The organism is Hyphomicrobium sp. CS1BSMeth3, assembly GCF_900117415.1.
GTDB lineage: Bacteria > Pseudomonadota > Alphaproteobacteria > Rhizobiales > Hyphomicrobiaceae.
Genome location: NZ_FPEI01000005.1, coordinates 808607 through 832601, shown reverse-complemented (window position 1 = coordinate 832601; position 23995 = coordinate 808607). Strand labels below are relative to the sequence as shown.

The following is a 23995-nucleotide window of genomic DNA, read 5'->3' as shown; positions in this document are numbered from 1 at the left end:
GCGGCGCGGCGAATTACGTAACGACCGGCAGCGCTTCGATGTCATAGGCGTGCGTTATGCGCTCGCCCGTCGTCGGGTCTTCGAGCTCCATCTCGAAGCGCGAGGCGGGCCTGATCCCGCCGATCGCCGACATGGTGCCGCCCATCATCACCGTCCCCACGGAGAGTGGCTTGCCGCCGGCATAGCGCGCGATCAGATCGGACGGATGGCGGAGGCTTTTGAGCGTACCCTCCTGATAAAGAACCCGCTTGCCGTCGATCGTTGCGTGGGCGCGCACGATCAAGCTTTCCCAGCGCCCGGCGACGTCGTCGAGCCGCCAGGCGACGGTCCCGATAACCTTGGCGCAGAGCTGCTTCGAAAGCGCGATGCCCATGGCTTCGGCTTTGCGGTCCGTATGATCCGAGCCGACCGTCAGCCAGAGCCCGTCATCCATCGCGAGCACCACCGGCTCGACCTCGCCCGAGGTGTCAGGCCCCAGCACTTGGAGACGGTCGACCTGCATCACGTTCGAGACGGCATTTCGATAGAAGACCGGCACCGACGATGGCCGCGGCACGCCGAGTACCGCCAGCTCCTCGATATGGTGCAGCAGGCCCTTCTCGTCCGTTCCAGTCCAGCCCGCGACGACGAGTTCGTTCGCCGTGAAGCTCACACGGTCGCGGGCGACGCCCGATCGCCGCTCGAATGTCAGGACAGGCATGGAGGTGCTCCCCGGATCTCTGAAAGCGCGAGGATCGGGCGCCGGTGCCTAATGATCAAGCCCTGATATGCAGGAGGCACCGCTTCCCTCGGCGGCGATCTCGCTCTAAGACCGCGAGGCGCCTGCACGCAGCTCGGCCAGCCGGGAGCAGACATGAAGTACTCGATCTTCGCCGTTTTGAGGGAGGGCCTGCGCGGCGGCAAGGGCTGGACGCCCGCCTGGCGCGAACCGGAGCCCAAGGCGCACTACGACGCCGTGATCGTCGGGGGCGGGGGGCACGGACTGGCAACGGCCTACTACCTCGCCAAGGAGCATGGCCTGACGAACGTCGCCGTCGTCGAGAAGGGCTACATCGGCTCCGGCAATGTCGGCCGCAACACGACGATCATCCGCTCGAACTACCTGCTCCCCGACAACACGCACTTCTACGAGTGGTCGATGAAGCTCTGGGAGGGCCTGGAGCAGGACTTCAACTACAATGCGATGGTGAGTCAGCGCGGCGTCCTCAATCTCTACCACTCGGATGCCCAGCGCGATGCCTACGTGCGGCGCGGCAATGCCATGCGGCTTGCCGGCGTCGATGCGGAGCTGCTCGACGCAGATGGCGTGCGCTCGATGGCGCCGTTCCTCGACTTCAACAACGCGCGCTTTCCCATTCAGGGCGGCCTCCTGCAGCGACGCGGCGGCACAGTGCGCCATGACGCCGTCGCCTGGGGCTTTGCGCGCGGCGCCGACAGTCGCGGCGTCGACATTCTCCAGAATACCGAGGTGACGGGCATACGCGTTGAAACAGGGCGCGCGGTCGGCGTGGAGACGACACGCGGCTTCATTCGTGCCGGCAAGATCGGCCTTGCCTGCGCGGGAAATTCCTCGCGCGTCGCCGCCATGGCGGGTCTCAGGCTGCCGATCGAGAGCCATGTGCTTCAGGCGTTCGTCAGCGAAGGCATCAAGCCGGCCATCGATCAGGTCATCACCTTCGGCGCCGGGCATTTCTACATCAGCCAGTCGGACAAGGGCGGCCTCGTCTACGGCGGTGATATCGACGGCTACAATTCGTATGCCCAGCGCGGCAACCTCTACATCATCGAGGATGTGCACGAAGCGGGCATGGCGCTCTGGCCGGCCATCGGGCGTCTGCGGATGCTGCGCCACTGGGGCGGCGTCATGGACATGTCCATGGATGGCTCGCCCATCATCGACAAGACGCCGATCGACGGCCTCTACCTCAATTGCGGCTGGTGCTACGGCGGCTTCAAGGCGACGCCCGCCTCGGGCTGGTGCTTCGCGCATACGATCGCGCGCGATGCCCCGCACGAGCTCAACGCAGGCTTCCGCCTCGACCGCTTCGCGAGCGGTCGCCTCATCGACGAGAAGGGCGCCGGCGCCCAGCCCAATCTGCACTAAGGCAAACGAACATGCGCATCCGGTGCCCGTATTGCGGCGAGCGATCGAATGACGAGTTCACCGTGCTCGGCGACGCCGATGCGCTGATGGCTCGCCCGAGCGGCGACGATGCGGCCGCGTTCTACGACTATGCCTACCTGCGCACGAACCCGGCCGGGCAGCATCGCGAGCTCTGGTATCACTCAGCCGGCTGCCGGCGCTGGCTGGTCGTGACGCGCGACACGCGCACGCACATCATCGCGGATGTCGCGTTGGCCAGCACACGCGGCGACGGAGAGGCAGCATGAGCATCGCCATGCGTCTGCCTTCCGGCGGTCAGATCGATCGCGCGCGGCCAATCCGCTTCCGCTTCGACGGCCGCACCATGTCCGGCTTTGCCGGCGATACACTGGCATCAGCTCTGGTCGCCAATGGCGTCCGCCTCGTCGGTCGATCATTCAAGTATCACCGTCCGCGCGGCATTCTCTCGGCCGGCAGCGAGGAACCGAATGCACTTGTCGAGCTGAGAGCTGGCGCACGGCGCGAGCCCAACACACGCGCGACGACCGTCGAGCTGTTCGACGGTCTCGAGGCGCAAAGCCAGAACCGCTGGCCAAGCCTCGGCTTCGACGTGCTGGCGCTGAACGGTCTCGCCGGCAGCTTTCTCTCTGCGGGCTTCTACTACAAGACCTTCATGTGGCCCGCAGCCTTCTGGGAAAAGGTGTACGAGCCGCTCATTCGCCGCGCTGCAGGCCTCGGGCGGAGCGCAGACGCCGAAGATCCTGATCACTACGAGAAGGCGCACGCGCATTGCGATGTGCTGGTGATCGGCGGCGGGCCTGCCGGTCTGATGGCGGCGCTGACGGTTGCACGCAGCGGCGCGCGCGTCATTCTGGCGGATGAAGATTTCGTGCCGGGCGGGCGGCTCAACGCCGAGCGTCATGAAATCGACAGCGCGCCCGGCAGCGCGTGGGCCGCAATAGCAGCAGCCGAGCTCGCATCGATGTCGAACGTCCGCCTCATGCGGCGTACGACCGTCTTCGGCGTCTATGATGGCGGTACGTACGGCGCAATCGAGCGCGTGAACGATCATGTCGCCGTGCCGCCACCGTTTGCGCCGCGCCAGCGCACGTGGCGGATCTATGCCAGGCGCGCAATACTCGCCTCTGGCGCGCTCGAGCGGCCGCTCGTGTTTGCCAACAACGACCGCCCCGGCATCATGCTGGGCGGCGCGGTGCGCAGCTACGTCAATCGCTTCGCCGCAACGCCCGGACAGCGACTTGCAGTGTTCACCTGCTGCGATGATGGCTGGCGGACGGCCATCGATGCTGCTGCTGCCGGCATCAGCATCGAGGCCGTGATCGACAGTCGCGAGGACGCTTCGCCAGCACTTGGCAGGAACCTCACCGCGAACGGGACGCGCATCCTGCGCGGTGCGCAAGTCATGCGTGCCTTCGGTTCACGCGGCCTGCAAGCCATCGAGGTGTGCGAGGCTTCCGGGCGCATCACCAACATTTCGTGTGATGTACTCGCCGTATCTGGCGGCTGGTCGCCGATCACGCATTTGACGAGCCATCTCGGCGGCAGGCCAGCGTGGAACGAGGCCCTGGCCGCCTTCGTGCCGGGCACGCTACCGCCCGGCATGAGCGTGATCGGCGCTGCTAACGGCATGATGACGCTCGCTGCAAGCCTCGCGAGCGGCCGCGATGCCGGTGCGCGCGTCCTGAGCGATCTCGGGCGCAACGCAACTCCAGCGCCACTGCCGAAGGCCGACGACGAGCCGGCTGCCATCCGTGCGCTGTGGCATGTCGCCGGTGGGCGCGGCCCTGCCTTCATCGATTTCCAGAATGACGTGACGGCCAAGGACGTGGGGCTCGCCAACCGCGAGGGCTATCGCGGCGTCGAGCTGCTCAAGCGCTACACGACCCTCGGCATGGCGACGGACCAGGGCAAGACGTCGAACATCAATGGTCTCGCGATTCTCGCCTCCGAGCGTGCGCAGCCGATCGCCTCCGTCGGCACGACGCTCAATCGCCCGCCGTACACGCCCGTCGCGATCGGCGCGCTTGCCGGCCACCACCGCGGCAAGGATTTTCGCCCGACGCGGCTTTCGCCGCTGCACGCATGGGCGAAAGAGCAAGGCGCGGTCTTCATTGAATCGGGCGCGTGGCTGCGTGCCTCATGGTTCCCGCGACCCGGCGAGAAGGACTGGCTCGAAAGTGCTGCGCGTGAGGTGCGTGCCGTGCGCTCGGCTGTCGGCCTCACGGATGTTTCCACGCTCGGCAAGATCGACATCCAAGGGCCGGATGCTGCAACGCTGCTCGATCGCGTCTATTGCAACACGTTCTCGACGCTGCAGGCCGGTCGCGCGCGCTACGGCGTGATGCTGCGCGAGGACGGCTTCGTCATGGACGACGGCACGACCTCGCGCCTCGCGCCCGATCATTTCATCATGACCACGACGACGGCGAACGCTGTCGGGATCATGCGGCATCTGGAATTCTGCCACCAGTGTCTCTGGCCCAACCTCGACGTGCAGATGGCAAGCATCTCCGAGCAATGGGCGCAGATGGCGATCGCCGGCCCGAAATCTCGCGAGACGTTCGCACGCATCGTGGACCGCCAGCACGATATTTCCGATGCCGCATTCCCCTATCTGACGACCCGCGAGGTGACGATCCTTGGCGGCACGCGCGCGCGTCTCTTTCGCATCTCCTACTCGGGCGAGCTGGCCTATGAGCTGGCGGTGCCGGCCGGTGTCGGCTCGGCTGTAGCGACAGCGATCATGAAGGCCGGTGCGGATCTCGGCATTCAGCCCTATGGGCTCGAAGCCATGGGCATCATGCGCATCGAGAAAGGGCATGTCGCCGGCAACGAGATCAACGGCCAGACGACGGCGCGCGATCTCGGCCTCGGCAAGATGATGTCCAAAAAGAAGGATTACATCGGCCGCGTGCTTGCCGAGCGACCTGCGCTCGTCATGCCCGATCGCTGGGGCCTCGTCGGCTTGAAATCGTTGGACTGGACCGTGCGCATCCGCGCCGGCGCACACTTGATCCCGATCGGTGCGGCCGCAACAACGGCGAACGATCTCGGCTACGTGACGTCGGTCGCTTTCTCGCCGACGCTCGAGCGCTGGATCGGCCTTGGGCTGATTGCAGGCGGCGCTTCGAAGCACGGCACGCGCGTGCGGCTCGTCGATCTGCTGCGCGGCACCGACGTCGAGGCCGAGGTGTGCGATCCGATATTCTACGATCCCAAGGGAGAACGCCTCCATGGCTGATCGAAAGATTATGAACCGCTCTGCGCTGGCCGGCGTCGCCGTGCCTGGTGCTCTCGGCGCCCAGACAGGCGATCCCGGCGTGCGCATCCACGAGGTCACGGACTTCGCGGCCATGAGCATCATCGCACGGCGCGGACGCGTGACCGACGTCGCCGCAGTGCTCTCGCGTCACGCGGGCATCCCGGTTGTTGATGCTTCGAAGCGAGCTGGCAACGGAACCCTCTCCGTCACCGGCACAGCGCCCGGCCAATGGCTCGCCCTATGCCGCGGTTCCGACGCGGCAGCTCTGCTTGATACCCTGCGCAATGACCTCAATGGGCTCGCTGCCGCAACGGACCAAGGCGACGGGCGCGTGGTCCTCGAGATCACCGGCTCGCGCGCACGCGACGCGCTGGCGAAAGGCATATCGATCGATCTCGATGCCATTGCCTTCAAAGTCGGCGATGCCGCGCAGACAAGCACGTCCTACATCGGCTTGCAGATCGCGCTGATCGACGAGGCGCCGACATTCGAGATCATTTCCGCGCGCAGCACGGCCGAGAGCCTGTGGTCGTGGCTCGTCGCCTCCGCCGCGGAGTACGGCATCGCGGTCGCTTGACCTGCATCAAGGCGTCGATTGGCTCGGCATCGTTCCGTTTCCCGAGAACGGAAGCAGAGACAGAGCCGAATGGCCTCGAACGCGCGCAGCACCTGGACTGATCTGGCACTCGCCGAGCGGGCCGTGCCGCGTTACACATCCTATCCGACCGCGCTGCACTTCAAGCCCGAGATCGGCGCTGCAACCTATGCCGACTGGTTGGCCGCACTCCCCTCCGACGCGGCCCTGTCTCTCTATCTTCACGTCCCCTTCTGCGCCGAGATGTGCAGCTACTGCGGCTGCCATACGAAGGTCGTACGCCGTCGCGAGCCGATCGACAGTTACCTCGCGCGTCTGTTGGCCGAAATCGATCTCATCGCCGATCTGACACCGGCCCGCGTCGTGCGCCGACTGCATTGGGGCGGCGGCACGCCGACAATGCTTGGCGTCGAGAGCATGGCCGAGGTGGTCGCGCGTCTGGCGCGCCGCTTCGATCTCACACATGTTTCGGAACACGCCGTCGAGCTCGACCCGCGCCATGTCGACAATGCCATCGCGCGTGGTCTCGCCGGCATGGGTGTCACGCGTGCTAGCCTCGGCGTCCAGGATCTCAATCCGCATGTGCAACGCGCGATCGGCCGTATTCAGCCGTTTGAGATGGTGGCGCGCACCGTCGATGCGCTGCGCGAGGCCGGCATAGCGGCCATCAACATGGACCTGATGTATGGCCTGCCCGAGCAGAGCGAGCATGATCTGGAGCGGTCGATCGCGCGCGCGCTGACGCTGGCGCCGAGCCGCATTGCTCTGTTCGGCTATGCGCACGTTCCCTGGTTCAAGACGCATCAAAGGCTGATCGCGGAGAGCGCGCTTCCGGGCGCCGAGGCGCGCCTCGCGCAGGCGCGTGCTGCCTTCGATGCCTTCACCACGGCGGGCTATGAAGCCATCGGCCTCGATCACTTCGCCCGTGCTGACGATCCGCTTGCAACGGCGGCGCGGGAAGGGCGCCTCCATCGAAACTTCCAGGGCTACACGGACGACGAGGCGGACGCGCTCATCGGGCTCGGAGCTTCGGCGATCGGCCGTCTGCCGCAGGGCTTCGTGCAGAATGCACCCGACTTTGGCGCCTACTATCGCGCCATCGACGCCGGCCGGCTCGCAACGGTCAGAGGCTATGCCCTCTCGCCGGAGGACAAGCTCAGGGGCGACGCCATCGCGCAACTCATGTGCCAGGGCTCCGTCGATCTCGCCGAGCTTGCGCACACGCACGGCGCCGACCCCAGCTTCTTCGACGAGGATCTCGCGAAACTCGATGAGCTTGCTGCCTACGGCATGGTAGAGCGTGATCGGCGTGCGGTGCGCATCACTGAAGACGGGCGGCCGTTCCTGCGGCTCGCCGCGGCCCCGTTCGATGGGCATGGCATGGCGCCATCGCGCCACGCACGCGCGGTGTGATCCCGCTACTGCGACGAGGACTTGGCGCCGGACCGATGCAGCGTGAACTGCAGCAGCAGGTTGCGCTGAAGGAGCGGGTTGAAGTTGTCGTCCGACATGAGCGTGATGACCGTCTCGCCGCCAGGCGCGGTGTGAACGGCGATCGCCTCCATGTTGTCGATCTCGTAGCTCATGTCCGACTGGATCAGCGTTTCGCCCTCGATGACACGGCCAGGCTTCAGCTCGTCCGTTGGTACGTGGCGCAGGCGCATTTTGACGCCTTCCGTCATGCGGAAGCGGCGCTCGAGGATCAATACCGATCCGTCATCCAGCGCCGCAGCGCCGGTCAGCGCGAAGCCGCCGATGTCCTTGATCGCCAGGCGCTGAGGCGCACCTTTGCCGAGCAGCCAGCCCGTGTGATGATCATTGGCGTCGCGGAAATCCTCGGCGAGCGCCAGGATCGCACCGCGGTTGGGACCGCCACGCAGAACCGTAACGGCTTCGAGGCCGCTATTGCTTTTCATGCGGCGTGCGTCGGGCGGCAGCGTGACAACGCCGGTCGGCCGGCCAAGCGCTCCGTCGATGACTGGATGGCGCACGAGGCGATGATTGCGCTCGAAAGCGACCAGAGCAACGCCGTTCTTGAGCGTGCCGGAAAGTAGCGCGATCTCTTCCGCGTCGGCATCGCGCTTGCGCGTGAGCGGCCGGCCGTTGAGCGCGAGAATGGGGCCCATCCGCGCCTTCTCGATGCCGCTCGGCGCCGCGCCCGCGTAGGCGATCTCGGCCGAAAGCCAGTGGCCCTGATCCGTTATGGCGAGAAAGCGCCGTCCGTCAGGCGCGATGATCAGGCCCGAGATCCCCCCGAACCTTTCGTCGGACGATGTCAGAACGAGACCGCCGCGGAATTCGAGGCGTCCGAACTTCTTCGTGCCGGCGAGACCGCGTTGGAAGCTGTCTAGCCGCCGCGCCGAAATTTCGAGCGCGGAAATCTTCTCGGTTGCTGAGATTGCCTTTTTCTGAGCCGTGACCGGCATCGAAAGGCCCGTGAGCATACCGGCGGCAAGCACGGCAGCGAGGCACACGGCGCGAAAGGTGTGTGGGCGAAGTGGCGCGAGATGCATAGGTCGATCCCGTTGAGCGAATTCGAGCACAGCATACATAAGAAAGGCGCCGGCATTCTGATGCCGGCGCCGGAATTATCCTACACCACCTGAGTGGAGATTACCTACGGCCTGCTGCAGCGGGGCGACTGCGCCCGTCGCCACGCGCCGGACCGGTCGTTTCCTCGAACAGCTCGACGAGCTTGTCCGTCATGGCGCCGGCGAGCTCGGTCGGGTCGGTGATGGTCACCGCGCGACGATAGTAGCGCGTCACGTCGTGACCGATGCCGATGGCGATCAACTCGACAGGCGAGCGGGTCTCGATCTCCTCGATCACCTGGCGAAGGTGGCGTTCGAGATAGCAGCCCGTATTCACCGACAGCGTCGAATCATCGACCGGCGCACCGTCGGAAATCATCATCAGAATACGACGATGCTCGGTCCGCCCCAGCAGGCGGTTGTGCGCCCAGGCCAGTGCCTCGCCGTCGATGTTCTCCTTGAGCAGACCCTCGCGCATCATCAGCGCCAGCGACTGCTTCGAACGCCGCCAGGGTGCGTCGGCGCGCTTGTAGACGATGTGGCGCAGATCATTGAGGCGGCCCGGCGCGGCCGGCTTGCCGGCGGCGAGCCAGGCCTCGCGCGACTGTCCGCCCTTCCAGGCCCGTGTCGTGAAGCCGAGGATCTCGACCTTGACGCCGCAACGCTCGAGCGTACGCGCGAGAATGTCGGCGCAACAGGCCGCGACCATGATCGGCCGCCCGCGCATGGAGCCCGAGTTGTCGATCAGCAGCGTCACGACCGTGTCGCGGAAGTCGGTGTCGCGCTCGTGCTTGAAGGAAAGCGCGTGCATGGGGTCGATGACGACGCGGGTCAGGCGCGCGGTGTCGAGAAGGCCTTCCTCAAGGTCGAAGTCCCAGGCACGATTCTGCTGCGCGAGCAACTTGCGCTGCAGCTTGTTGGCGAGCCGGGAGACGGCACTGGAGAGATTGCGCAGCTCCTTGTCGAGGAACGCGCGCAGGCGCTCGAGCTCGTCGGGAGTGGAAAGTTCCGCCGCGTCGATTTCTTCATCGAAGGTCTTGTTGAAGACCTTGTAGCCGAAGCGCTCCGGGTCATCGAGAACGTTGGTGTTCGGACGCCAGGGCTCGTTGGTCTCCGCGCTCTCATCGCCTTCGGCGTCGAGGTCGAAGTCCTCGGTCTCGCCGGCGTCGGAGGCCTCGGTGGTCTCGCCTTCCTCGCCCTCAGCCTGCTGCTCGTCGTTCGGCTGCTCGTCGGCCTCGGCTCCCTCGTCGCTGTCCTGCGACTCGGATTCGCCACCGTCGGGCTGCTGCTCGTCGTCGCTCTCGCCCTCCTCCTTCTCGCCGTCGGCAAGTTCCTCGGAGAGCTCGAGATCGCGCAGCATGTCGCGCATCAACCGGCCGAACTTGGACTGGCTGGTTGCCGCGTCGCCCATGCGCTCGAGCGTCGTGGCAGCGCGCTCCTCGATCCAGGGGCGCCAGATATCGACCAGAGCCTGCGCAGAGGCCGGTGGCTTCAGTCCGGTGAGGCGCTCGCGCACGATGAGCGAGAGGGCGTCCTCGATCGGCGCCTCGGCGCGCTCGGTCACGTGGGCAAAGCGGCCGTGGGCGTACTGGTCCTCGACCTTCGCGGTGAGGTTCGACGCCATGCCCTGCATACGATTGCAGCCGATGGCCTCGACGCGGGCGCGCTCGACAGCCTCGAAGACGGAGCGCGCAGGACCCGCCCCCGGCACGAGGCGCTTGTGCAACTTTTCGTCGTGCATGGCGGCCGTCAGCGCGAGGCTGTCGGCCCAGCCACGGATGACCGCGATTTCCTTCTTCGAAGGAGCGCGCGACGGCTCGGGGAGCTGCATGGCCTTGCCGTCGAGCTCGGGCTTGCCCGGCGCGTAGGTGACCTGCATCTCGTCGTCGCCGGCGATGGCGCGCGCGGCAAGACCGAGCACCCGCTTGAAGGGCTCGGTCGGGGCTTCTTTCTTCTTTGGAGGAGTAGCCACGCGGCTAGTGTCCCGATTCCGAAGTTCGCCTGCCCCCGATGCTAGCGTCCCGAGCGAACTTCGGAATCAAAGGGGACACTAGATTTGTAGACTTGCTAGTGTGATTCAGATCGAGAAATTCGCTCGACACAGCGCGGCAAGAGCTGGCGAATTTCTCGATCATCACACTAGCTCCATCGCGCGGCACCGCCCGGGACCCGTCCGATCCGGCGGGCGTTGCCGTGGATTTATCCGCGCCTCAGCTCAGCGCGACGTTGGCTGCGCTCTCAGGGAGTTCCTCGCCGAAGCAGCGCTGGAAGAACTCCGCGACCAGCGGCCGCTCGAGCTCATCGCACTTGTTGAGGAACGTCATGCGGAACGCGAAGCCGATATTGCCGAAGATCTCGGCGTTCTCGGCCCACGTCAGCACGGTACGCGGGCTCATCACCGTCGAGAGATCGCCGTTGATGAAAGCCTGCCGCGTGAGATCCGCGACCCGCACCATGTTGTTGACCGTCTTCTTCTTAGCCTCGGTCTTCTGATAGGCCTTGGCCTTCGAGAGGACGATACCGACCTCGTCGTCGTGCGGCAGGTAGTTGAGCGTGGCGACAATCGACCAGCGGTCCATCTGGCCCTGGTTGATCTGCTGCGTGCCGTGATAGAGGCCCGAGGTATCGCCGAGGCCGATCGTGTTCGTCGTCGAGAAGAGACGGAACGCGGGATGCGGCCGGATGACCTTCGACTGGTCGAGCAGCGTCAGCTTGCCCGAGACCTCGAGGATGCGCTGGATCACGAACATGACGTCCGGGCGGCCGGCGTCGTACTCGTCGAAAACGAGCGCGACATTGTTCTGCAGCGCCCAGGGCAGGATGCCCTCGCGGAACTCGGTGACCTGCTTGCCGTCCTTCAGAACGATCGCGTCCTTGCCGATGAGGTCGATACGCGAGACGTGGCTGTCGAGGTTGACGCGCACGCACGGCCAGTTGAGTCGCGCGGCGACCTGCTCGATGTGGGTCGACTTGCCGGTGCCGTGATAGCCCTGGATCATCACGCGGCGGTTGTGCTTGAAGCCGGCGAGGATCGCGAGCGTCACTTCCCGGTTGAACAGGTAGTCGGGATCGAGGTCCGGTACATGCGAGTCAGCTTTCGAGTAGGCCGGCACCTCCATGTCGGAATCGATGCCGAACGTCTCGCGGACCGAGACGGTCTTGTCCGGAAGGCCGGGCATACCGGCGTTAGCTGAAGCGCGCATAGCTGTGCTGTTCCGCAGGTCCATGGAATCGCCCCCACGTGCTGTCCCGCGACGGATCGCTGATGTCTGGGGGACGATCGAGTTTGGCTGATCGGCCGGTCAAACGAGACCAGCCTGTTTCAGGTAATTATAGGCTTGAATGATCTCGCGCAACTTGTCTTCGGCGCCGCGGTCCCCCCCATTGGCGTCAGGATGGTGCCGTTTTACGAGCTCCTTGAACCGCGACTTGATCTCCGGGCCCAGCGCCGTTTCGGCCAAATGCAGTGTCTCGAAGGCTTTGCGCTCGAGTGGCTTCAGCGCCCGGCGGGGGGTTTGGCGCCCCGTGCCATGCGTTACGGCATCGCTGTCATCCAGTACGTGATGAGGATCCTGCGTGCCATGACGGGCGAATTGGGCGTACCGGCGGGCCCTGGCGTTGCCGACATTGGCCTCGGAGAGGTTGTCCGTACCCCCCTTATCGGCGCCGAGTTTCCATGTCGGCCGATGGCCGGTGACGGCCCCCTTGCGGAAGTCCTCAACCTCGGCGTCGCTCATGCCCGCGAAGTAGTTGTATGAGGCGTTGAACTGCCGCACGTGGTCGAGACAGAAGCGATAATACTCGTTCTCGCGGCCTCGTCCCATCGGCGCCTTGTGCTCGCCCGGCGCCTGGCAGCCCTTCCACTGGCAAACAGGGGTATGCTCCTCGGCCTGGCGGGGCTCGGACGGGCTGACCCTGATCTGGTCGAAGTATTTCGATTCGAGCTTCATTCGGTTCGCATTATGATCCAGCGTGACCGCAGCGCACAAGCGGTCACCCGGACACCACGGGGAAGCGTTGCTGCGATGCCACCGGAAATTTGCGCCTTGCCGCCTACCGCGGCTCCCGCATCATGCTGAGATACGTCGGATCGAACTCCGCGACCTCCTGAAGGCGCACCCAATCGAGTATAGAAATCGTGTGGTGCGTCCAACTTATCAAGCCTTCCCGGCGCAGACTTTGAATGACGCGATTCATGTGAACGACCGATAAACCGAGCACATCCGCCATTTCTGCTTGAGAGAGCGGGAAATGAAAGCTCCAGTCCGTCGTGCGCTGGACGCCGCGGAGACGCACATAGAGCTCGCAGATCAGGTGCGCGAGCTGGGATTTTCGAGATCGCCGGCCCATGGCGACGATCCATTCGCGGTGGATGGCTCCGTCCACGAGCGTATCGAGCCACAACAGGCGCGCGAGATGCGGCGCTTTCTCGGTGATCATCTTCAGATCGCCGTGCTCGGCGAAGGCCACATGGCAGGGCGAAAGCGCGACGATGCCGTGGTCCATCGTCTTGAGAAGAAAGGCGTGGAGATCGACGAAATCGCCTGCGACGTGGAGGGCGGTGATCTGCCGTCCCCCATCGGCAAGCATTTTGTAGCGAGCCGCGAAACCATCGACCAGCAGGCTGCTGTAGATCGGCCGGGAGCCAATAGCCACGATGTCGTCGCCGGTCGAGAACAAGGCTTCCTTGGTGATCACCGACGACAGGAGGCGCGCCTCCTCCCCGGATACGGAGTCGTGCTGGCCGAGATTGAGCAGCAGGGATTTCAGGAGTGACATGAGTCGAAAGGTCGGGAAATGGGCATGGCGGATGTCCAGCCTTCTCGGACCATTACTATAGTCGGATCAGACTGTCTTTTACGGTCGCGGCGTTTAGTAGTCTCGCTTATTGTCCGTATCCCGTATATTTGAGGTGCGCCTTAACATTTGTTCTCGCAGGTTAGGTTCGGCTTGATGCATTCTAGCGAGAGAGCCGATCCATCCCGTTGAAACCAGGGCGACCACCAACCAAATGTCTGCCGACCAGAGAATTCGCGAGAAACTCATGATCGCGTTCGAGCCAACGAGGCTGGACGTCATCAATGAGTCGCACCTCCATGCCGGACACCGCAGCTCGCCGGGCACCGGCGAGAGCCACTATCGCGTGCTGATCGTCTCCCCGGCCTTCTCCGGGAAGACGCGCGTCGCCCGCCATCGCATGGTGAACGAGGCGCTGGCAGACGAGCTCAACGGCCGGGTTCACGCGCTCGCGCTCGCGACATATGCGCCCGGCGAAGCCATCCGCTGAAGCAGGACATGCCCCTATGAGCCTCGATCTCCTAAAAGAGCGGATATCGCGCGAGTTCGGCACGCCGGCCGTGGTCATCGACCTCGACCGCGTCGACAAGAACATCAGCCGCATACAGGAGCTTTGCGACGCGGCCGGCGTCGCGAACCGCCCGCATATCAAGACCCACAAGAGCCCGGTGCTCGCCAAGTTGCAGATTGCGGCCGGCGCGCGCGGCATCACCTGCCAGAAGCTCGGCGAGGCCGAAGTCATGGCCAATGCCGGCATCGAGAACATCCTCGTCAGCTACAATCTCATCGGCGCGGCGCGCTCGGGCCGGCTTGCGGCGCTCAGAAAGCGGGCCGATGTGACGATCTGCGCCGACAACCCGGTCACGCTCGCGGCCTATGCCGAAGCGGCAGCATCAGCACAGGCGCCGATCGGCGTGATGATCGAGTGCGACACGGGCCGCAAGCGCGCCGGCGTCGAGACGCCGAGGGAAGCGATCGACCTCGCAAAGACCGTGCGTGACACCGAAGGCCTCGAGTTCCGGGGCCTGCTGTTCTATCCGACCGAAACCGGCTGGGATGCCGCCCAGCGCTTCCACGACGAGGCCGTTGCCGGCATCAGGTCACTGGGCCTCGAGCCCGGCATTATTTCCACCGGCGGCACACCGAACCTTCCGAATATCGGCAAGCTCGTCGGCGCTACTGAGCATCGCGCCGGCACGTACATCTTCAATGACCGCATGATGGTCGCGTGCGGCAGGGCGACCGAGGAGGACTGCGCGCTCCACATCTACGCGACGGTGGTGAGCAGGGCTGGACCGGCGCGCGGGATCCTCGACTCGGGCTCGAAGACGCTGACGGCCGATCCCGGCGGCGGGCTCGACGGCTTCGGCCATATTCTCGAGTATCCGCAGGCGCGGATCGGTGCCTTCGCCGAGGAGCACGGTTTCCTCGATCTCTCGCGCACCAACGAGCGGCCGAACGTCGGCGAGGTCGTGCGCATCATCCCGAACCACGTGTGCGTGGTCGTGAACATGGTCGACCAGCTCATTGCTGTGCGCGGCGACGACATCGTCGACGTGCTGCCAGTGGCGGCCCGCGGAAAGCTCGTCTAAGCCTTACTCCGCCGCCGCGATCACCGTATCCGCGCCCGTTGTGACGGTGTCGGCGAGGCCCGGCGCCGCGGTTGCGAGGTTCTCCGCAAAGAAGCGCGCGATCGCGATGCGGTTCGCACTATCGCTCGCACCATCGCGGACGACAGCCAGCGCTCCGCGCGCCAGATAGACGCCGCCGGCAGCGAGCCCGAACAGCCGGAGATACGGCTGGGCGCCGGCAAGCGCGGCTTCGGGGTTCTTCTGCAGGGCGCCGCCGAGCCAGCGCGATGCAACTGCAAGAGCCTCGACGGCCGCGCCGAGCCGCTCGCCCATGCGGCCGAACTCCGGGCGATTGGAGGCCTTCACCTCGGCGACGGTCTGTGCGAGCTCGCCGATATAGGCCTCGGCGACCTTGCCGCCCTCGAGCGGCAGCTTGCGCGTCAGCAGATCGATGGCCTGGATGCCGTTGGTGCCTTCGTAAATCGGCAGAATACGCGCGTCGCGATAATGCTGCGCGGCGCCCGTCTCCTCGATGAAGCCCATGCCGCCGTGGATCTGCACGCCGATCGAGGCGACCTCCATGCCGATGTCCGTCGAGAAGGCCTTGGCGATGGGCGTCAGCAGCGCGGCGCGGGCAGCGGCCTTGGCGCGCGTGTCGGCATCCTTCGCGCCGTGGGCGACGTCCGCCTCGCGGGCCGTGACAAGGCAAATCGCGCGGGCGGCCTGCGTCAGCGCCCGCATGGTGAGCAGGTTCCGCTTGATGTCCGGGTGGACGATGATCGGGCTCATGACGCTTGCCGGCGTGCCGGGCCCGCGGCCCTGCTTGCGCTCGTTGGCGTAGTCATGGGCGCGCTGGGTGGCCCGCTCCGCGACGGCAACGCCCTGCACACCGACGGCGAGGCGCGCCGCGTTCATCATGATGAACATGGTGTTGAGGCCGCGGTTCTCTTCCCCGACGAGATAGCCGATCGCGCCTTCGCCCTTCTCGCCGTACTTCATGACGGCGGTCGGGCTCGCGTGAATACCGAGCTTGTGCTCGAGGCTTGCGGCGATGAGGTCATTGCGCGCGCCGAGCGAGCCGTCCGCATTCACGAGATACTTCGGCACCAGGAACAGCGAGATCCCGCGAGTCCCTGGCGGCGCATCGGGGAGCCGCGCGAGCACCATGTGGATGATGTTGTCGGTCAGCTCGTGATCGCCGTACGTGATGAAGATCTTCGTGCCGAAGATGCGGTACGTGCCGTCCGGCTGCTTGACGGCCTTGGTGGTGAGATGGCCGAGGTCCGAGCCCACATGCGGCTCGGTGAGGTTCATGGTTCCGGTCCATTCGCCCGAGACCATCTTCGGGAGGTACGTCTTCTTCAGCTCCTCCGAGCCATGCAGCCAGAGGGCATCGATGGCGCCCTGGGTCAGCAGGGGGCAGAGACCGAAGGAGAGATTCGCCGAATTCCAGATCTCGCAGGCCGCCATGGAGACCATCTCCGGCAGGCCCTGGCCGCCATACTCCGGCGGGCATGGCAGTGCCGACCAGCCCCCCTCGGAAAACGCCTCGTAGGCCTCCTTCCAGCCGGGCGGGGTCACGACCTTGCCTTCGACGAGACGCGAGCCTGTGCGGTCGCCGGGGACGTTCAAGGGATCGAGAACCTCGCTCGCGAAGCGGCCCGCCTCCTCGATGACGGCGCGCACGGTGTCCTCATCGACCTCCACGGTTCCGTTTGCCACGAGCTCGGGCAGGCCGGCGGCGGTCTTGAGCGCGAAGACGATGTCGTCTACTGGAGCGCGGTAGGTCATGGCGGTCAGTCCTCAGTGCTGGGACGAAGCTCTCTCTGCCCGCACAATAGGCATAAGACATCAAGCCGAGAAGACCGCTCGCGTCAGTTCCATTCACTCGACCCCACAACCTGAAGTCCGATGCCGATCCGCCCTGCCACCACCGATGCGATTGCCGACGCCGCCGCGGCGCTGAGAGAGGGCCGGCTCGTCGCATTCCCGACGGAGACGGTCTACGGGCTCGGCGCAGACGCGACGAACGCGCGGGCGGTGGCGGCCATTTTCGAGGCCAAGGGGCGGCCGCGGTTCAATCCGCTCATTGCTCATGTCGCAGATGCCGAGGATGCTGCACGCTTTGCCGTCATGGAACCGGCGGCTCGGGCGCTTGCTGAGGCTTTCTGGCCCGGTGCCCTCACGCTCGTTCTGAAGAAGCAGCCCGATTGCCCGATCGCGGACCTCGCGACGGCCGGCCTCGACACCGTGGCATTACGCGTGCCGTCGCACCCGATCGCCCGCGCCCTCATACGGGCAGCCGGCAGGCCGATCGCGGCACCTTCCGCCAACCGCTCGGGCCATGTCAGCCCGACAACAGCGGCCCATGTCGAGGCCGATCTCGGCGACAAGGTTGTCATGATCCTCGACGATGGACCTTGCGCGATCGGCGTTGAATCGACGGTTGTGGATGTTTCCGGGCCAGAGCCGATGCTGCTTCGCGCCGGCGGCGTGACGCGCGCAGCCATCGAAGCCGTTCTTCGGGCACCGCTCGCCGCGCACCTCGATGACAATGACCGTCCGGTTTCGCCCGGTCAGCTCGCGAGCCACTATGCCCCGCGAGCGACGGTGCGGCTCGATGCTGCAACAGCGCGACCGGGGGAAGCATTTCTCGCATTTGGACCAAATGCGACAAAAAGCGATGGGCCCATGATCAACCTGAGCCCGTCCGGCGATCTGATCGAGGCGGCCGCCAATCTGTTTGCCGCACTCCGCGCGCTCGATGCCTCGGGCACTACCACAATCGCCGTGATGCCCATTCCGGAAACGGGGCTGGGCGAAGCGATCAACGACCGGCTACGCCGAGCGGCCGTCCGCTGATCCATGAGCACATTCCCGCACGCTGCCATCGTCTACGCGCTCGCCTCCGCGTTCCTGTTCGCGCTGACGAACCATTTCCAGAGCCTCGGCCTCATGGGCTCGGATGCGCGCACCGGCTCGTTGATCAATATTGCGACGGGAGCCGTGTTCTACTGGCTGCTCGCGCCATTCGTCGCCGAGAGCTGGTACTGGTTCACCTGGGGCACGGTGCTCTTTGCGATGGTCGGCATCATCCGGCCATCACTGTCGTCGCTGCTGGCCATCCAGAGCATTCACGTCATGGGGCCGACCTTGACGAGTGCGCTGACGGCATCGGCTCCCATATTCGGGGCGCTATTCGCCATCACCCTGCTCGGTGAAACACTCGACTTCAAAACCGCCATCGGTATCGCGGCAGTTATTGCGGGAGGCGTGGTCGCGAGCTACAGCCGGCAGGGCCTCGTCCGCGACTGGCCCCTTTGGGCCATTGTCCTGCCGGTCGGCGCGGCCTTTATCCGTGCCAGCGGCCACGCCGTAACGAAACTCGGCCTCGAGGACGTGCCCAGTGCGTCCTTCGCGGTGCTGGTCTCGAATACCGTCTCGCTGGCAATTGCAGGCGCGGCCTTCCGCATCGAAGGACGGCCGATCAGCGGCACGCCCAAATCCTTCAAATGGTTTGTCGCCTCGGGCCTGTCTGCAGCGGTCTCGCTGCATTTCCTGAATTCGGCCCTTCAAATCGGAGACCTGGTATCCGTGGTGCCGGTCGTATCGGCGACCCCGGTATTCACGATGCTGCTGGGATTGTTCGTGTTCCGCCGGGAGCGTTTCTCGTGGCGGATGCTGGCGACGATCGCCCTCGTCGTTCCGGGCGTGATGCTCGTTGCGATGAAATAAGCGCCCTAAAAAAGCAAGGACCGGAGGGCAGAAATCTGCAGCCTCCGGCCTCTAGAACTCGAACAGCGAAATCTTTCGAACGGGGCTGCCAAAGGCGCACCCCGCAGGCACTTCACTTCTTCTTGGCAGCCTTCTTGGCCGGCTTCTTCGCAGCGGCCTTCTTGGCCGGGGCCTTCTTCGCAGCAGCTTTCGCCATTTCAGTATCTCCGTGTGTCTGTCGAGTTCCACGCACGAATCACTCGCGCGCAAAAAAGCATTGCTGTTTTTCAAAGCGAATGTTGACAGGCAAATTGAAAACTCCCGTGAAAAGCTCACATGTTGCCCACGAGGTGTTGCGATAAATCCTCAACTTCAGCCGCTTGAGGCCTGGCACTTCAGGCGCCGACTAAATCTGGACGCGTATCGCGTGCACAGTTGCAACGGTTTGTCCTGGGGCCCAGAGTCATGCACAAGTCGCAGACGGCCCCTGCACCAAAGCCTCCGGAGGCGCCATAGCCTGCGCTTGCAGGTCCTCGGAGCCGTCTCTACAATAGTCCGGACATATGCGGGTATCGCGGCGGGCCACCGCCCATCAAGCGAGCCCAAATCCCAGGGAGGAGCAGACGATGGAAGCCACGACAGAAGATCGCTGGCAGAAGGTGGTCTACGACACGCTCAAGAAGAACGGCGTCACGATTTTCAGCTATGTCCCGGACGCCGGCCACCGCATGGCCATCGACCTGTCACTGGCGGATCCGGACGTCCACTCGGTGGCCCTGACCACGGAGGAAGAGGGCGTGGCACTCGCGGCCGGCGCCCATCTGGGTGGCGCAAAGTCTGCCCTTCTCATGCAGAGCAGCGGTCTCGGCAACTGCATCAACTTCTTCTCGATGATCACGGGCGGCAAATTCCCCTTCCTGACCATCCTCTCCATGCGCGGCGACTATGGCGAGGGCAATCCCTGGCAGATGGGCATGGGCAAGGCCGTCCGGCCGATCCTCGACGCGATGGGCTTCGTGACCGTCGAGATCACGCAGAAGGACGAGGTCGAGCGCGCGATCGACGCGGCCTGCACCATGGCTTTCCAGTCCGGCGAGGCCGTCGCGGTCCTGCTGACGCAGAAGCTCATCGGCGCCAAGAAGTTCTAAGGGGGAAATCATGGCCAACGCAGAAAAAGCAGCGCCGAAGTTCGAGCTCGACCGCAGCGTCGTGGTGCCTCAGCTCGTCGGCAAGCAGGAAGACTTCCTCTTCATCGGCGGCCTCGCGGGCACCGCAAAGGATCTCGCCGCGATCACCAATGACGGGGCGAACTACTACGGCATGGCCGGCGCCATGGGCGCCGCCGTGGCCATGGGCCTCGGCCTCGCACTCGCCCGCCCCGACAAGAAAGTGTTCGTCGCGACCGGCGATGGCGAGTTGCTCATGAACGTCGGCGCGCTGGCGACAGCGAGCATCATGAACCCGCCGAACCTGCGCATTCTGTGCGTCGACAACGGCCACTATGGCGAGACCGGCTATCAGTTGAGCCACACGAGCCAGGGCGTCGACCTCGAGCAGATGGCGATCGGCGCCGGCATCAAGTCGACGATGACCGTCGAAACCCAGGACCAGATCGCGGCTGGCGCGCGGATGCTCCGTGAGAGCAACGGCACGTGCTTCGTGCTGCTGCGCGTGAAGCCCGAGGATGGCCCGAAGTTCAAGCGCGATATGGACCCCGCGTCGACGCGCGTGCGCTTTCTTCAGGCTATGAAGGCAAAGGCCTGACGGATTGGCGTAGGAGGAGGGTTCCGCGATGGTTTCGCCGGCGGCTCTCAGATCCTACTACGCCCGTCTGATCGCTGGAAAAGCCGGCTCGAGCGACCCAAAGCTCATCGAAGCGCTCGCGACCATCGAGCGCGAGCGCTTCGTCGGACCTGGCCCCTGGAAGATCAATGACTTCCTCGGCGGCTACATCGACACGCCGTCGAGCGATCCGGTGTACATCTACCAGGACGTCGTCGTAGCGCTCGTTCCCGAACGCCGGCTCAACAATGGCGAGCCGCAACTCCACGCACGGTGTCTCACTGCATTGCAGATCAAGGACGGCGAGACGGCCGTGCACATCGGTACTGGCACCGGCTACTACACGGCTATTCTTGCGCATCTCGTTGGTCCGACCGGAACGGTCATCGCTTATGAGATCGATCAGGATCTTGCTGCAAAAGCAGCAACCAACCTCGCGCCGTGGCCCAATATCTCGGTGAACGCGCAATCTGCCACCGATGGCCGTCTTCCGGCCTGCGACATCGTCTATGTCAGCGCCGGTGCGACGCGGCCGCCCGATGCGTGGCTCGATGCTTTGAACCCGGGCGGGCGCCTTCTGTTTCCTCTGACGCCCAATGTCGGCCTGGGCGGCATGCTTCTCGTCACGCGCGTGACAGACAGCTCGTTCGACGCTCGTTTCGTGCAACCCGCAACGTTCATCTATTGCGAGGGTGCCCGCGACAATAGCGAGGGCGACGAGCTCGCCAAGGCCTTCGCGCTCGGCACCTGGCGCCAAGTCAAATCTCTGCGTAGAGACGCGCCGGATGGTTCGTGCTGGTACGCCGGCGAAGGATGGTGGCTGTCGACCGAGCCCAATACACCGTAGGTACGGTTATTCCGGCCGGGCGTAGGACGAGAGCTCGGCAAGCGCGCGCGTGTAGACGTCGCGCTTGAAGGGCACGATCAGATCCACGAGCTCGTCGACCCGCGCCCAGCGCCAGGCATCGAACTCCTGGGCGTGATCGGCCTGCGGGATGATGTTGATCTCGTTCTCCTCACCGTGAAAACGCACGGCGAACCAGACCTGCTTCTGGCCGCGATACTTGCCGCCCCATGTCACGGGTTGAAGCTCTTTCGGAAGATCGTAGGTCAGCCAGTCATGCGTGCGGCCTAGCACCGAGACCGAGCACATGCCGGTCTCCTCGCACAGCTCGCGCAACGCCGCGGTCTCGGGTTCCTCACCCGCATCAATGCCGCCCTGGGGCATCTGCCACCAGCGATCGAACGAGCCGCCGCTCTCCTTGCCGGCGCGACCGATGACGCGCCGGCCAACCCAGACGAGCCCGGCGCGGTTCACGGCCATGATACCGACGCAGGGACGATAGGCGAGCTGAGAGCTGCTCATGTCTGATCCGATCGTGGCGCTTTGCTCTACACGATGCCGTCGGACTTGAGCTTCGCAATCTCCTCGGCGGACTTCCCGAGGGACTTGAGAACCTCGTCCGTGTGCTCGCCGAGCACGGGCGGGCCGATCTTGTGCTCGACGGGCGTCGCAGAAAAGCGCATCGGACCGCGGATCAGCGGAACCTTGCCGGCAGTCTTGTGCGGCATCTCGATCTTCATGCCGCGAGCCTGGACCTGCGGATCCTCGAAGACTTCCTTGAGATTGTTGATCGGACCGCAGGGGACGCCAGCCACCTCCAGTGCCTTCACCCACTCGGCCGTCGTACGCTTCATCATGATCGGCTCGAGCAGCTCATCGAGCGCATCGCGGTTCGTCACGCGGGCGGCGTTGGTCGCGAAGCGCGGATCCTTGGACAGATGGACGGCATCCGCTTCCTGGCAGAGCTTGTTGAACAGGTTGTCGTTGCCGCACGCGAGGATGATATTGCCGTCCTTGGTCTTCACGGACTGATAGGGGACGATGTTCGGGTGCGTGTTGCCGAGGCGGCCCGGGGGCTCGCCGGTCGCGAGAAAGTTTCCGCCTTGGTTGGCCAGGATGGCGACTTGCGTGTCGAGGAGCGCCATGTCGATGTACTGCCCGAGGCCCGTCTCGGCGCGATGGGCGAGCGCCGCGCAAACGGCGATGGTCGAGTACATGCCCGTCATGATGTCGACGATCGGCACACCCGCGCGCTGGGGACCGCCGCCCGGCTTGTTGTCGCGTTCACCGGTCACGCTCATGAAGCCGCCCATGCCCTGGACCATGAAGTCATAGCCGGGCTTCTCGCGATAAGGGCCGGTCTGTCCAAAACCTGTGATCGAGCAGTAGATGATCTGGGGATTGATCTTCTTCAGATCCTCGTAGCCGAGGCCGTAGCGCGCCAGGTCGCCGGTCTTGTAGTTCTCGAGGAAGACGTCGGCATTCTTCGCGAGATCGCGCACGATGGCTTGGCCGGCGGGCTTCGATACGTCGATCGTGATCGACTTCTTGCCGCGGTTCGCGCACATGAAATAGGCGGACTCGGTCGTCTCCTTGCCGCTCTCGTCTTTCACCCAGGGCGGGCCGAAGGCGCGGGAGTCGTCACCCTTCTTGGGGCGCTCGACCTTGACGACGTCGGCGCCGAGATCGGCGAGGTTCTGCGCGCACCACGGGCCGGCGAGAACGCGCGTCAGATCCAGAACACGAATGTGCGAGAGGGGCCCCGGCATCGGCGATTCCTTATGTGTTTTGTGGCTAAAGCAACGGACTCGAAATTCACCTCAGTTCGAGGCTGGGCGAGAAGTGAATTTCAAGTCCGGAGTTGCTTTAGAACGCTATGACTCTAAAGCGTCTCTGGACCTTAAATGCGACTTTGAGATCAGCCCAGGCGTGGGTCGCATTTGAGGTCCGACGCTTTAGTGGTTGTCCAAAGTCTTAAGTGCGGGTCCTTGCGGGCGCAAGGGGCGCACCTATGCAGGCCGCGATGCGCTGGCCATGTAGTTCACGTCGAGGTCCTGGGAGAGGGACCAGGCATCCGTCAGGGGATTGTAGACGAGGCCTTCGCGCGCGGACGTGGCGAGGCCAGCCGCCTCGGCATGGCGGGTAAGCTCGTCGGGCGTGACGAAGCGGTCCCACTGGTGCGTGCCGACCGGCAGCCAGCGCAGGATGTATTCGGCACCGACGATGGCAAGTGCGTAGGATTTCAGCGTCCGGTTGATCGTGGAGAGGATCATCAGGCCGCCAGGGCGCACGAGCTTGGCGCAGGTCGCGATGAAGGCGGCGACGTCCGGGACGTGCTCGACCACTTCCAGGCAGAGAACGCAGTCGAAAGTCCGGCCTTCCGCGACCAGGTCCTCGACCAGTGCGGAGCGATAATCGATCGTCAGCCCTTGGCCGTCGGCATGGCGGCGGGCGGCTTCGATATTCTCGGCGGCTGGGTCGATGCCCGTCACCGACGCGCCGAGACGAGCCATAGGCTCACTGACAAGGCCGCCGCCACAGCCGATATCGAGGACGGTCAGGCCCGCGAAGGGCCTGAGACCACCCGTGGCTTGCGGAAAATGCCGCACGATCTCCTGGCGCACGAAGGCGAGGCGCGCGGGACCGAGCTTATGGAGCGGGCGGAACTTGCCGTTCGGATCCCACCACTCCGCGGCGAGGGCCGCGAAGCGCTTGACCTCGGCATCGTCGAGTGTCGCCGTCTCGGGGCGGACCGCGGCCATCGCCCGTCCTCC

The 23995-nt window shown here is 64.9% G+C and carries 22 protein-coding genes; 12 read left to right on the top strand and 10 right to left on the bottom strand.

Annotated features, from left to right (window positions below):
- Nucleotides 1-13 precede the first annotated feature (13 nt).
- Nucleotides 14-700, bottom strand: coding sequence for a DUF2848 domain-containing protein (locus CS1BSM3_RS13050; RefSeq protein WP_083528555.1), 687 nt, complete (start codon nucleotides 698-700; stop codon nucleotides 14-16).
- Nucleotides 701-853: 153 nt separating this feature from the next.
- Between CS1BSM3_RS13050 and CS1BSM3_RS13045 the strand changes: the two genes are divergently transcribed.
- The 5 genes from CS1BSM3_RS13045 (at nucleotide 854) to hemN (ending at nucleotide 7395) form a co-directional block, all read left to right on the top strand.
- The gene (locus CS1BSM3_RS13045; protein ID WP_072387498.1) at nucleotides 854-2104 is read left to right on the top strand and encodes a sarcosine oxidase subunit beta family protein; all 1251 of its coding nucleotides are present in this window, start codon (nucleotides 854-856) and stop codon (nucleotides 2102-2104) included.
- 11 nt (nucleotides 2105-2115) lie between these two features.
- A complete protein-coding gene (locus tag CS1BSM3_RS13040; RefSeq protein WP_072387497.1) occupies nucleotides 2116-2391 on the top strand; it encodes a sarcosine oxidase subunit delta in 276 nt (91 codons plus the stop codon).
- Complete coding sequence (locus tag CS1BSM3_RS13035) at nucleotides 2388-5366, top strand: sarcosine oxidase subunit alpha family protein (RefSeq protein ID WP_072387496.1); 2979 nt, start codon at nucleotides 2388-2390, stop codon at nucleotides 5364-5366. Before CS1BSM3_RS13040 ends, CS1BSM3_RS13035 begins: the two co-directional genes overlap by 4 nt.
- A complete protein-coding gene (locus CS1BSM3_RS13030; RefSeq protein WP_072387495.1) occupies nucleotides 5359-5964 on the top strand; it encodes a sarcosine oxidase subunit gamma in 606 nt (201 codons plus the stop codon). The genes CS1BSM3_RS13035 and CS1BSM3_RS13030 overlap by 8 nt, the downstream gene beginning before the upstream one ends.
- A gap of 69 nt (nucleotides 5965-6033) precedes the next feature.
- Nucleotides 6034-7395, top strand: a complete 1362-nt coding sequence (hemN, locus tag CS1BSM3_RS13025) for an oxygen-independent coproporphyrinogen III oxidase (RefSeq protein ID WP_072387494.1) — start codon at nucleotides 6034-6036, stop codon at nucleotides 7393-7395.
- Between the two features lie 5 nt (nucleotides 7396-7400).
- Here the strand turns inward: hemN and CS1BSM3_RS13020 are convergent, their stop codons facing one another.
- The 5 genes from CS1BSM3_RS13020 to CS1BSM3_RS13000 all read right to left on the bottom strand — a co-directional run bounded on the left by CS1BSM3_RS13020 (nucleotide 7401) and on the right by CS1BSM3_RS13000 (nucleotide 13292).
- Nucleotides 7401-8495, bottom strand: coding sequence for an esterase-like activity of phytase family protein (locus CS1BSM3_RS13020; protein ID WP_072387493.1), 1095 nt, complete (start codon nucleotides 8493-8495; stop codon nucleotides 7401-7403).
- Between the two features lie 100 nt (nucleotides 8496-8595).
- Entirely contained in the window at nucleotides 8596-10485 is a 1890-nt protein-coding gene (cobT, locus tag CS1BSM3_RS13015) for a cobaltochelatase subunit CobT (RefSeq protein ID WP_072387492.1), read from the bottom strand.
- Nucleotides 10486-10723: 238 nt separating this feature from the next.
- The gene (gene cobS / locus CS1BSM3_RS13010; RefSeq protein WP_072387491.1) at nucleotides 10724-11716 is read right to left on the bottom strand and encodes a cobaltochelatase subunit CobS; all 993 of its coding nucleotides are present in this window, start codon (nucleotides 11714-11716) and stop codon (nucleotides 10724-10726) included.
- A gap of 99 nt (nucleotides 11717-11815) precedes the next feature.
- Nucleotides 11816-12463 (bottom strand): J domain-containing protein, encoded by a 648-nt coding sequence (locus CS1BSM3_RS13005; protein WP_072387490.1) that lies wholly within the window; start codon nucleotides 12461-12463, stop codon nucleotides 11816-11818.
- 103 nt (nucleotides 12464-12566) lie between these two features.
- Nucleotides 12567-13292, bottom strand: coding sequence for a Crp/Fnr family transcriptional regulator (locus CS1BSM3_RS13000; protein WP_072387489.1), 726 nt, complete (start codon nucleotides 13290-13292; stop codon nucleotides 12567-12569).
- Between the two features lie 232 nt (nucleotides 13293-13524).
- Between CS1BSM3_RS13000 and CS1BSM3_RS12995 the strand changes: the two genes are divergently transcribed.
- Together CS1BSM3_RS12995 and CS1BSM3_RS12990 are read left to right on the top strand one after the other, a co-directional pair.
- Entirely contained in the window at nucleotides 13525-13800 is a 276-nt protein-coding gene (locus CS1BSM3_RS12995; RefSeq protein WP_072387488.1) for a BolA family protein, read from the top strand.
- 16 nt (nucleotides 13801-13816) lie between these two features.
- On the top strand, nucleotides 13817-14902 hold the full coding sequence (locus CS1BSM3_RS12990; protein ID WP_072387487.1) for a D-TA family PLP-dependent enzyme: 1086 nt from the start codon (nucleotides 13817-13819) through the stop codon (nucleotides 14900-14902).
- 3 nt (nucleotides 14903-14905) lie between these two features.
- On the opposite strand, the gene CS1BSM3_RS12985 is transcribed toward CS1BSM3_RS12990, so the two are convergent.
- Entirely contained in the window at nucleotides 14906-16672 is a 1767-nt protein-coding gene (locus CS1BSM3_RS12985; RefSeq protein WP_072387486.1) for an acyl-CoA dehydrogenase, read from the bottom strand.
- Nucleotides 16673-16792: 120 nt separating this feature from the next.
- Here CS1BSM3_RS12985 and CS1BSM3_RS12980 point away from each other — a divergent pair, with 120 nt between their 5' ends.
- The 5 genes from CS1BSM3_RS12980 (at nucleotide 16793) to CS1BSM3_RS12960 (ending at nucleotide 21224) form a co-directional block, all read left to right on the top strand.
- Nucleotides 16793-17743, top strand: a complete 951-nt coding sequence (locus CS1BSM3_RS12980; protein WP_072387485.1) for an L-threonylcarbamoyladenylate synthase — start codon at nucleotides 16793-16795, stop codon at nucleotides 17741-17743.
- A gap of 3 nt (nucleotides 17744-17746) precedes the next feature.
- Nucleotides 17747-18616, top strand: a complete 870-nt coding sequence (locus CS1BSM3_RS12975) for a DMT family transporter (RefSeq protein ID WP_072387484.1) — start codon at nucleotides 17747-17749, stop codon at nucleotides 18614-18616.
- Nucleotides 18617-19221: 605 nt separating this feature from the next.
- Nucleotides 19222-19743, top strand: coding sequence for a phosphonopyruvate decarboxylase (locus CS1BSM3_RS12970; RefSeq protein ID WP_072387483.1), 522 nt, complete (start codon nucleotides 19222-19224; stop codon nucleotides 19741-19743).
- Between the two features lie 10 nt (nucleotides 19744-19753).
- The gene (locus tag CS1BSM3_RS12965) at nucleotides 19754-20359 is read left to right on the top strand and encodes a thiamine pyrophosphate-dependent enzyme (RefSeq protein ID WP_072387482.1); all 606 of its coding nucleotides are present in this window, start codon (nucleotides 19754-19756) and stop codon (nucleotides 20357-20359) included.
- A 28-nt stretch (nucleotides 20360-20387) separates the two neighbouring features.
- Nucleotides 20388-21224 carry a protein-L-isoaspartate O-methyltransferase family protein gene (locus CS1BSM3_RS12960; RefSeq protein ID WP_072387481.1) on the top strand — a complete coding sequence of 279 codons (837 nt, stop codon included), beginning with the start codon at nucleotides 20388-20390 and terminating at the stop codon, nucleotides 21222-21224.
- Nucleotides 21225-21230: 6 nt separating this feature from the next.
- On the opposite strand, the gene CS1BSM3_RS12955 is transcribed toward CS1BSM3_RS12960, so the two are convergent.
- The 3 genes from CS1BSM3_RS12955 to ubiG all read right to left on the bottom strand — a co-directional run bounded on the left by CS1BSM3_RS12955 (nucleotide 21231) and on the right by ubiG (nucleotide 23983).
- Nucleotides 21231-21743 (bottom strand): RNA pyrophosphohydrolase, encoded by a 513-nt coding sequence (locus CS1BSM3_RS12955; protein ID WP_072387480.1) that lies wholly within the window; start codon nucleotides 21741-21743, stop codon nucleotides 21231-21233.
- 26 nt (nucleotides 21744-21769) lie between these two features.
- Nucleotides 21770-22990: a CaiB/BaiF CoA transferase family protein gene (locus tag CS1BSM3_RS12950; protein WP_072387479.1), complete on the bottom strand. Its 1221-nt coding sequence runs from the start codon at nucleotides 22988-22990 to the stop codon at nucleotides 21770-21772.
- Nucleotides 22991-23230: 240 nt separating this feature from the next.
- On the bottom strand, nucleotides 23231-23983 hold the full coding sequence (gene ubiG, locus CS1BSM3_RS12945) for a bifunctional 2-polyprenyl-6-hydroxyphenol methylase/3-demethylubiquinol 3-O-methyltransferase UbiG (RefSeq protein WP_072387478.1): 753 nt from the start codon (nucleotides 23981-23983) through the stop codon (nucleotides 23231-23233).
- Nucleotides 23984-23995: the final 12 nt, after the last annotated feature.

Excerpts from the sequence above, each read along its gene's own strand:
- CS1BSM3_RS13050 (WP_083528555.1), bottom strand. The coding sequence starts at position 700 with ATGCCTGTCCTGACATTCGAGCGGCGATCGGGCGTCGCCCGCGACCGT.
- CS1BSM3_RS13045 (WP_072387498.1), top strand. The coding sequence starts at position 854 with ATGAAGTACTCGATCTTCGCCGTTTTGAGGGAGGGCCTGCGCGGCGGC.
- CS1BSM3_RS13040 (WP_072387497.1), top strand. The coding sequence starts at position 2,116 with ATGCGCATCCGGTGCCCGTATTGCGGCGAGCGATCGAATGACGAGTTC.
- CS1BSM3_RS13035 (WP_072387496.1), top strand. The coding sequence starts at position 2,388 with ATGAGCATCGCCATGCGTCTGCCTTCCGGCGGTCAGATCGATCGCGCG.
- CS1BSM3_RS13030 (WP_072387495.1), top strand. The coding sequence starts at position 5,359 with ATGGCTGATCGAAAGATTATGAACCGCTCTGCGCTGGCCGGCGTCGCC.
- hemN (WP_072387494.1), top strand. The coding sequence starts at position 6,034 with ATGGCCTCGAACGCGCGCAGCACCTGGACTGATCTGGCACTCGCCGAG.
- CS1BSM3_RS13020 (WP_072387493.1), bottom strand. The coding sequence starts at position 8,495 with ATGCATCTCGCGCCACTTCGCCCACACACCTTTCGCGCCGTGTGCCTC.
- cobS (WP_072387491.1), bottom strand. The coding sequence starts at position 11,716 with ATGCGCGCTTCAGCTAACGCCGGTATGCCCGGCCTTCCGGACAAGACC.
- CS1BSM3_RS13005 (WP_072387490.1), bottom strand. The coding sequence starts at position 12,463 with ATGAAGCTCGAATCGAAATACTTCGACCAGATCAGGGTCAGCCCGTCC.
- CS1BSM3_RS13000 (WP_072387489.1), bottom strand. The coding sequence starts at position 13,292 with ATGTCACTCCTGAAATCCCTGCTGCTCAATCTCGGCCAGCACGACTCC.
- CS1BSM3_RS12995 (WP_072387488.1), top strand. The coding sequence starts at position 13,525 with ATGTCTGCCGACCAGAGAATTCGCGAGAAACTCATGATCGCGTTCGAG.
- CS1BSM3_RS12990 (WP_072387487.1), top strand. The coding sequence starts at position 13,817 with ATGAGCCTCGATCTCCTAAAAGAGCGGATATCGCGCGAGTTCGGCACG.
- CS1BSM3_RS12985 (WP_072387486.1), bottom strand. The coding sequence starts at position 16,672 with ATGACCTACCGCGCTCCAGTAGACGACATCGTCTTCGCGCTCAAGACC.
- CS1BSM3_RS12980 (WP_072387485.1), top strand. The coding sequence starts at position 16,793 with ATGCCGATCCGCCCTGCCACCACCGATGCGATTGCCGACGCCGCCGCG.
- CS1BSM3_RS12975 (WP_072387484.1), top strand. The coding sequence starts at position 17,747 with ATGAGCACATTCCCGCACGCTGCCATCGTCTACGCGCTCGCCTCCGCG.
- CS1BSM3_RS12970 (WP_072387483.1), top strand. The coding sequence starts at position 19,222 with ATGGAAGCCACGACAGAAGATCGCTGGCAGAAGGTGGTCTACGACACG.
- CS1BSM3_RS12965 (WP_072387482.1), top strand. The coding sequence starts at position 19,754 with ATGGCCAACGCAGAAAAAGCAGCGCCGAAGTTCGAGCTCGACCGCAGC.
- CS1BSM3_RS12960 (WP_072387481.1), top strand. The coding sequence starts at position 20,388 with ATGGTTTCGCCGGCGGCTCTCAGATCCTACTACGCCCGTCTGATCGCT.
- CS1BSM3_RS12955 (WP_072387480.1), bottom strand. The coding sequence starts at position 21,743 with ATGAGCAGCTCTCAGCTCGCCTATCGTCCCTGCGTCGGTATCATGGCC.
- CS1BSM3_RS12950 (WP_072387479.1), bottom strand. The coding sequence starts at position 22,990 with ATGCCGGGGCCCCTCTCGCACATTCGTGTTCTGGATCTGACGCGCGTT.
- ubiG (WP_072387478.1), bottom strand. The coding sequence starts at position 23,983 with ATGGCCGCGGTCCGCCCCGAGACGGCGACACTCGACGATGCCGAGGTC.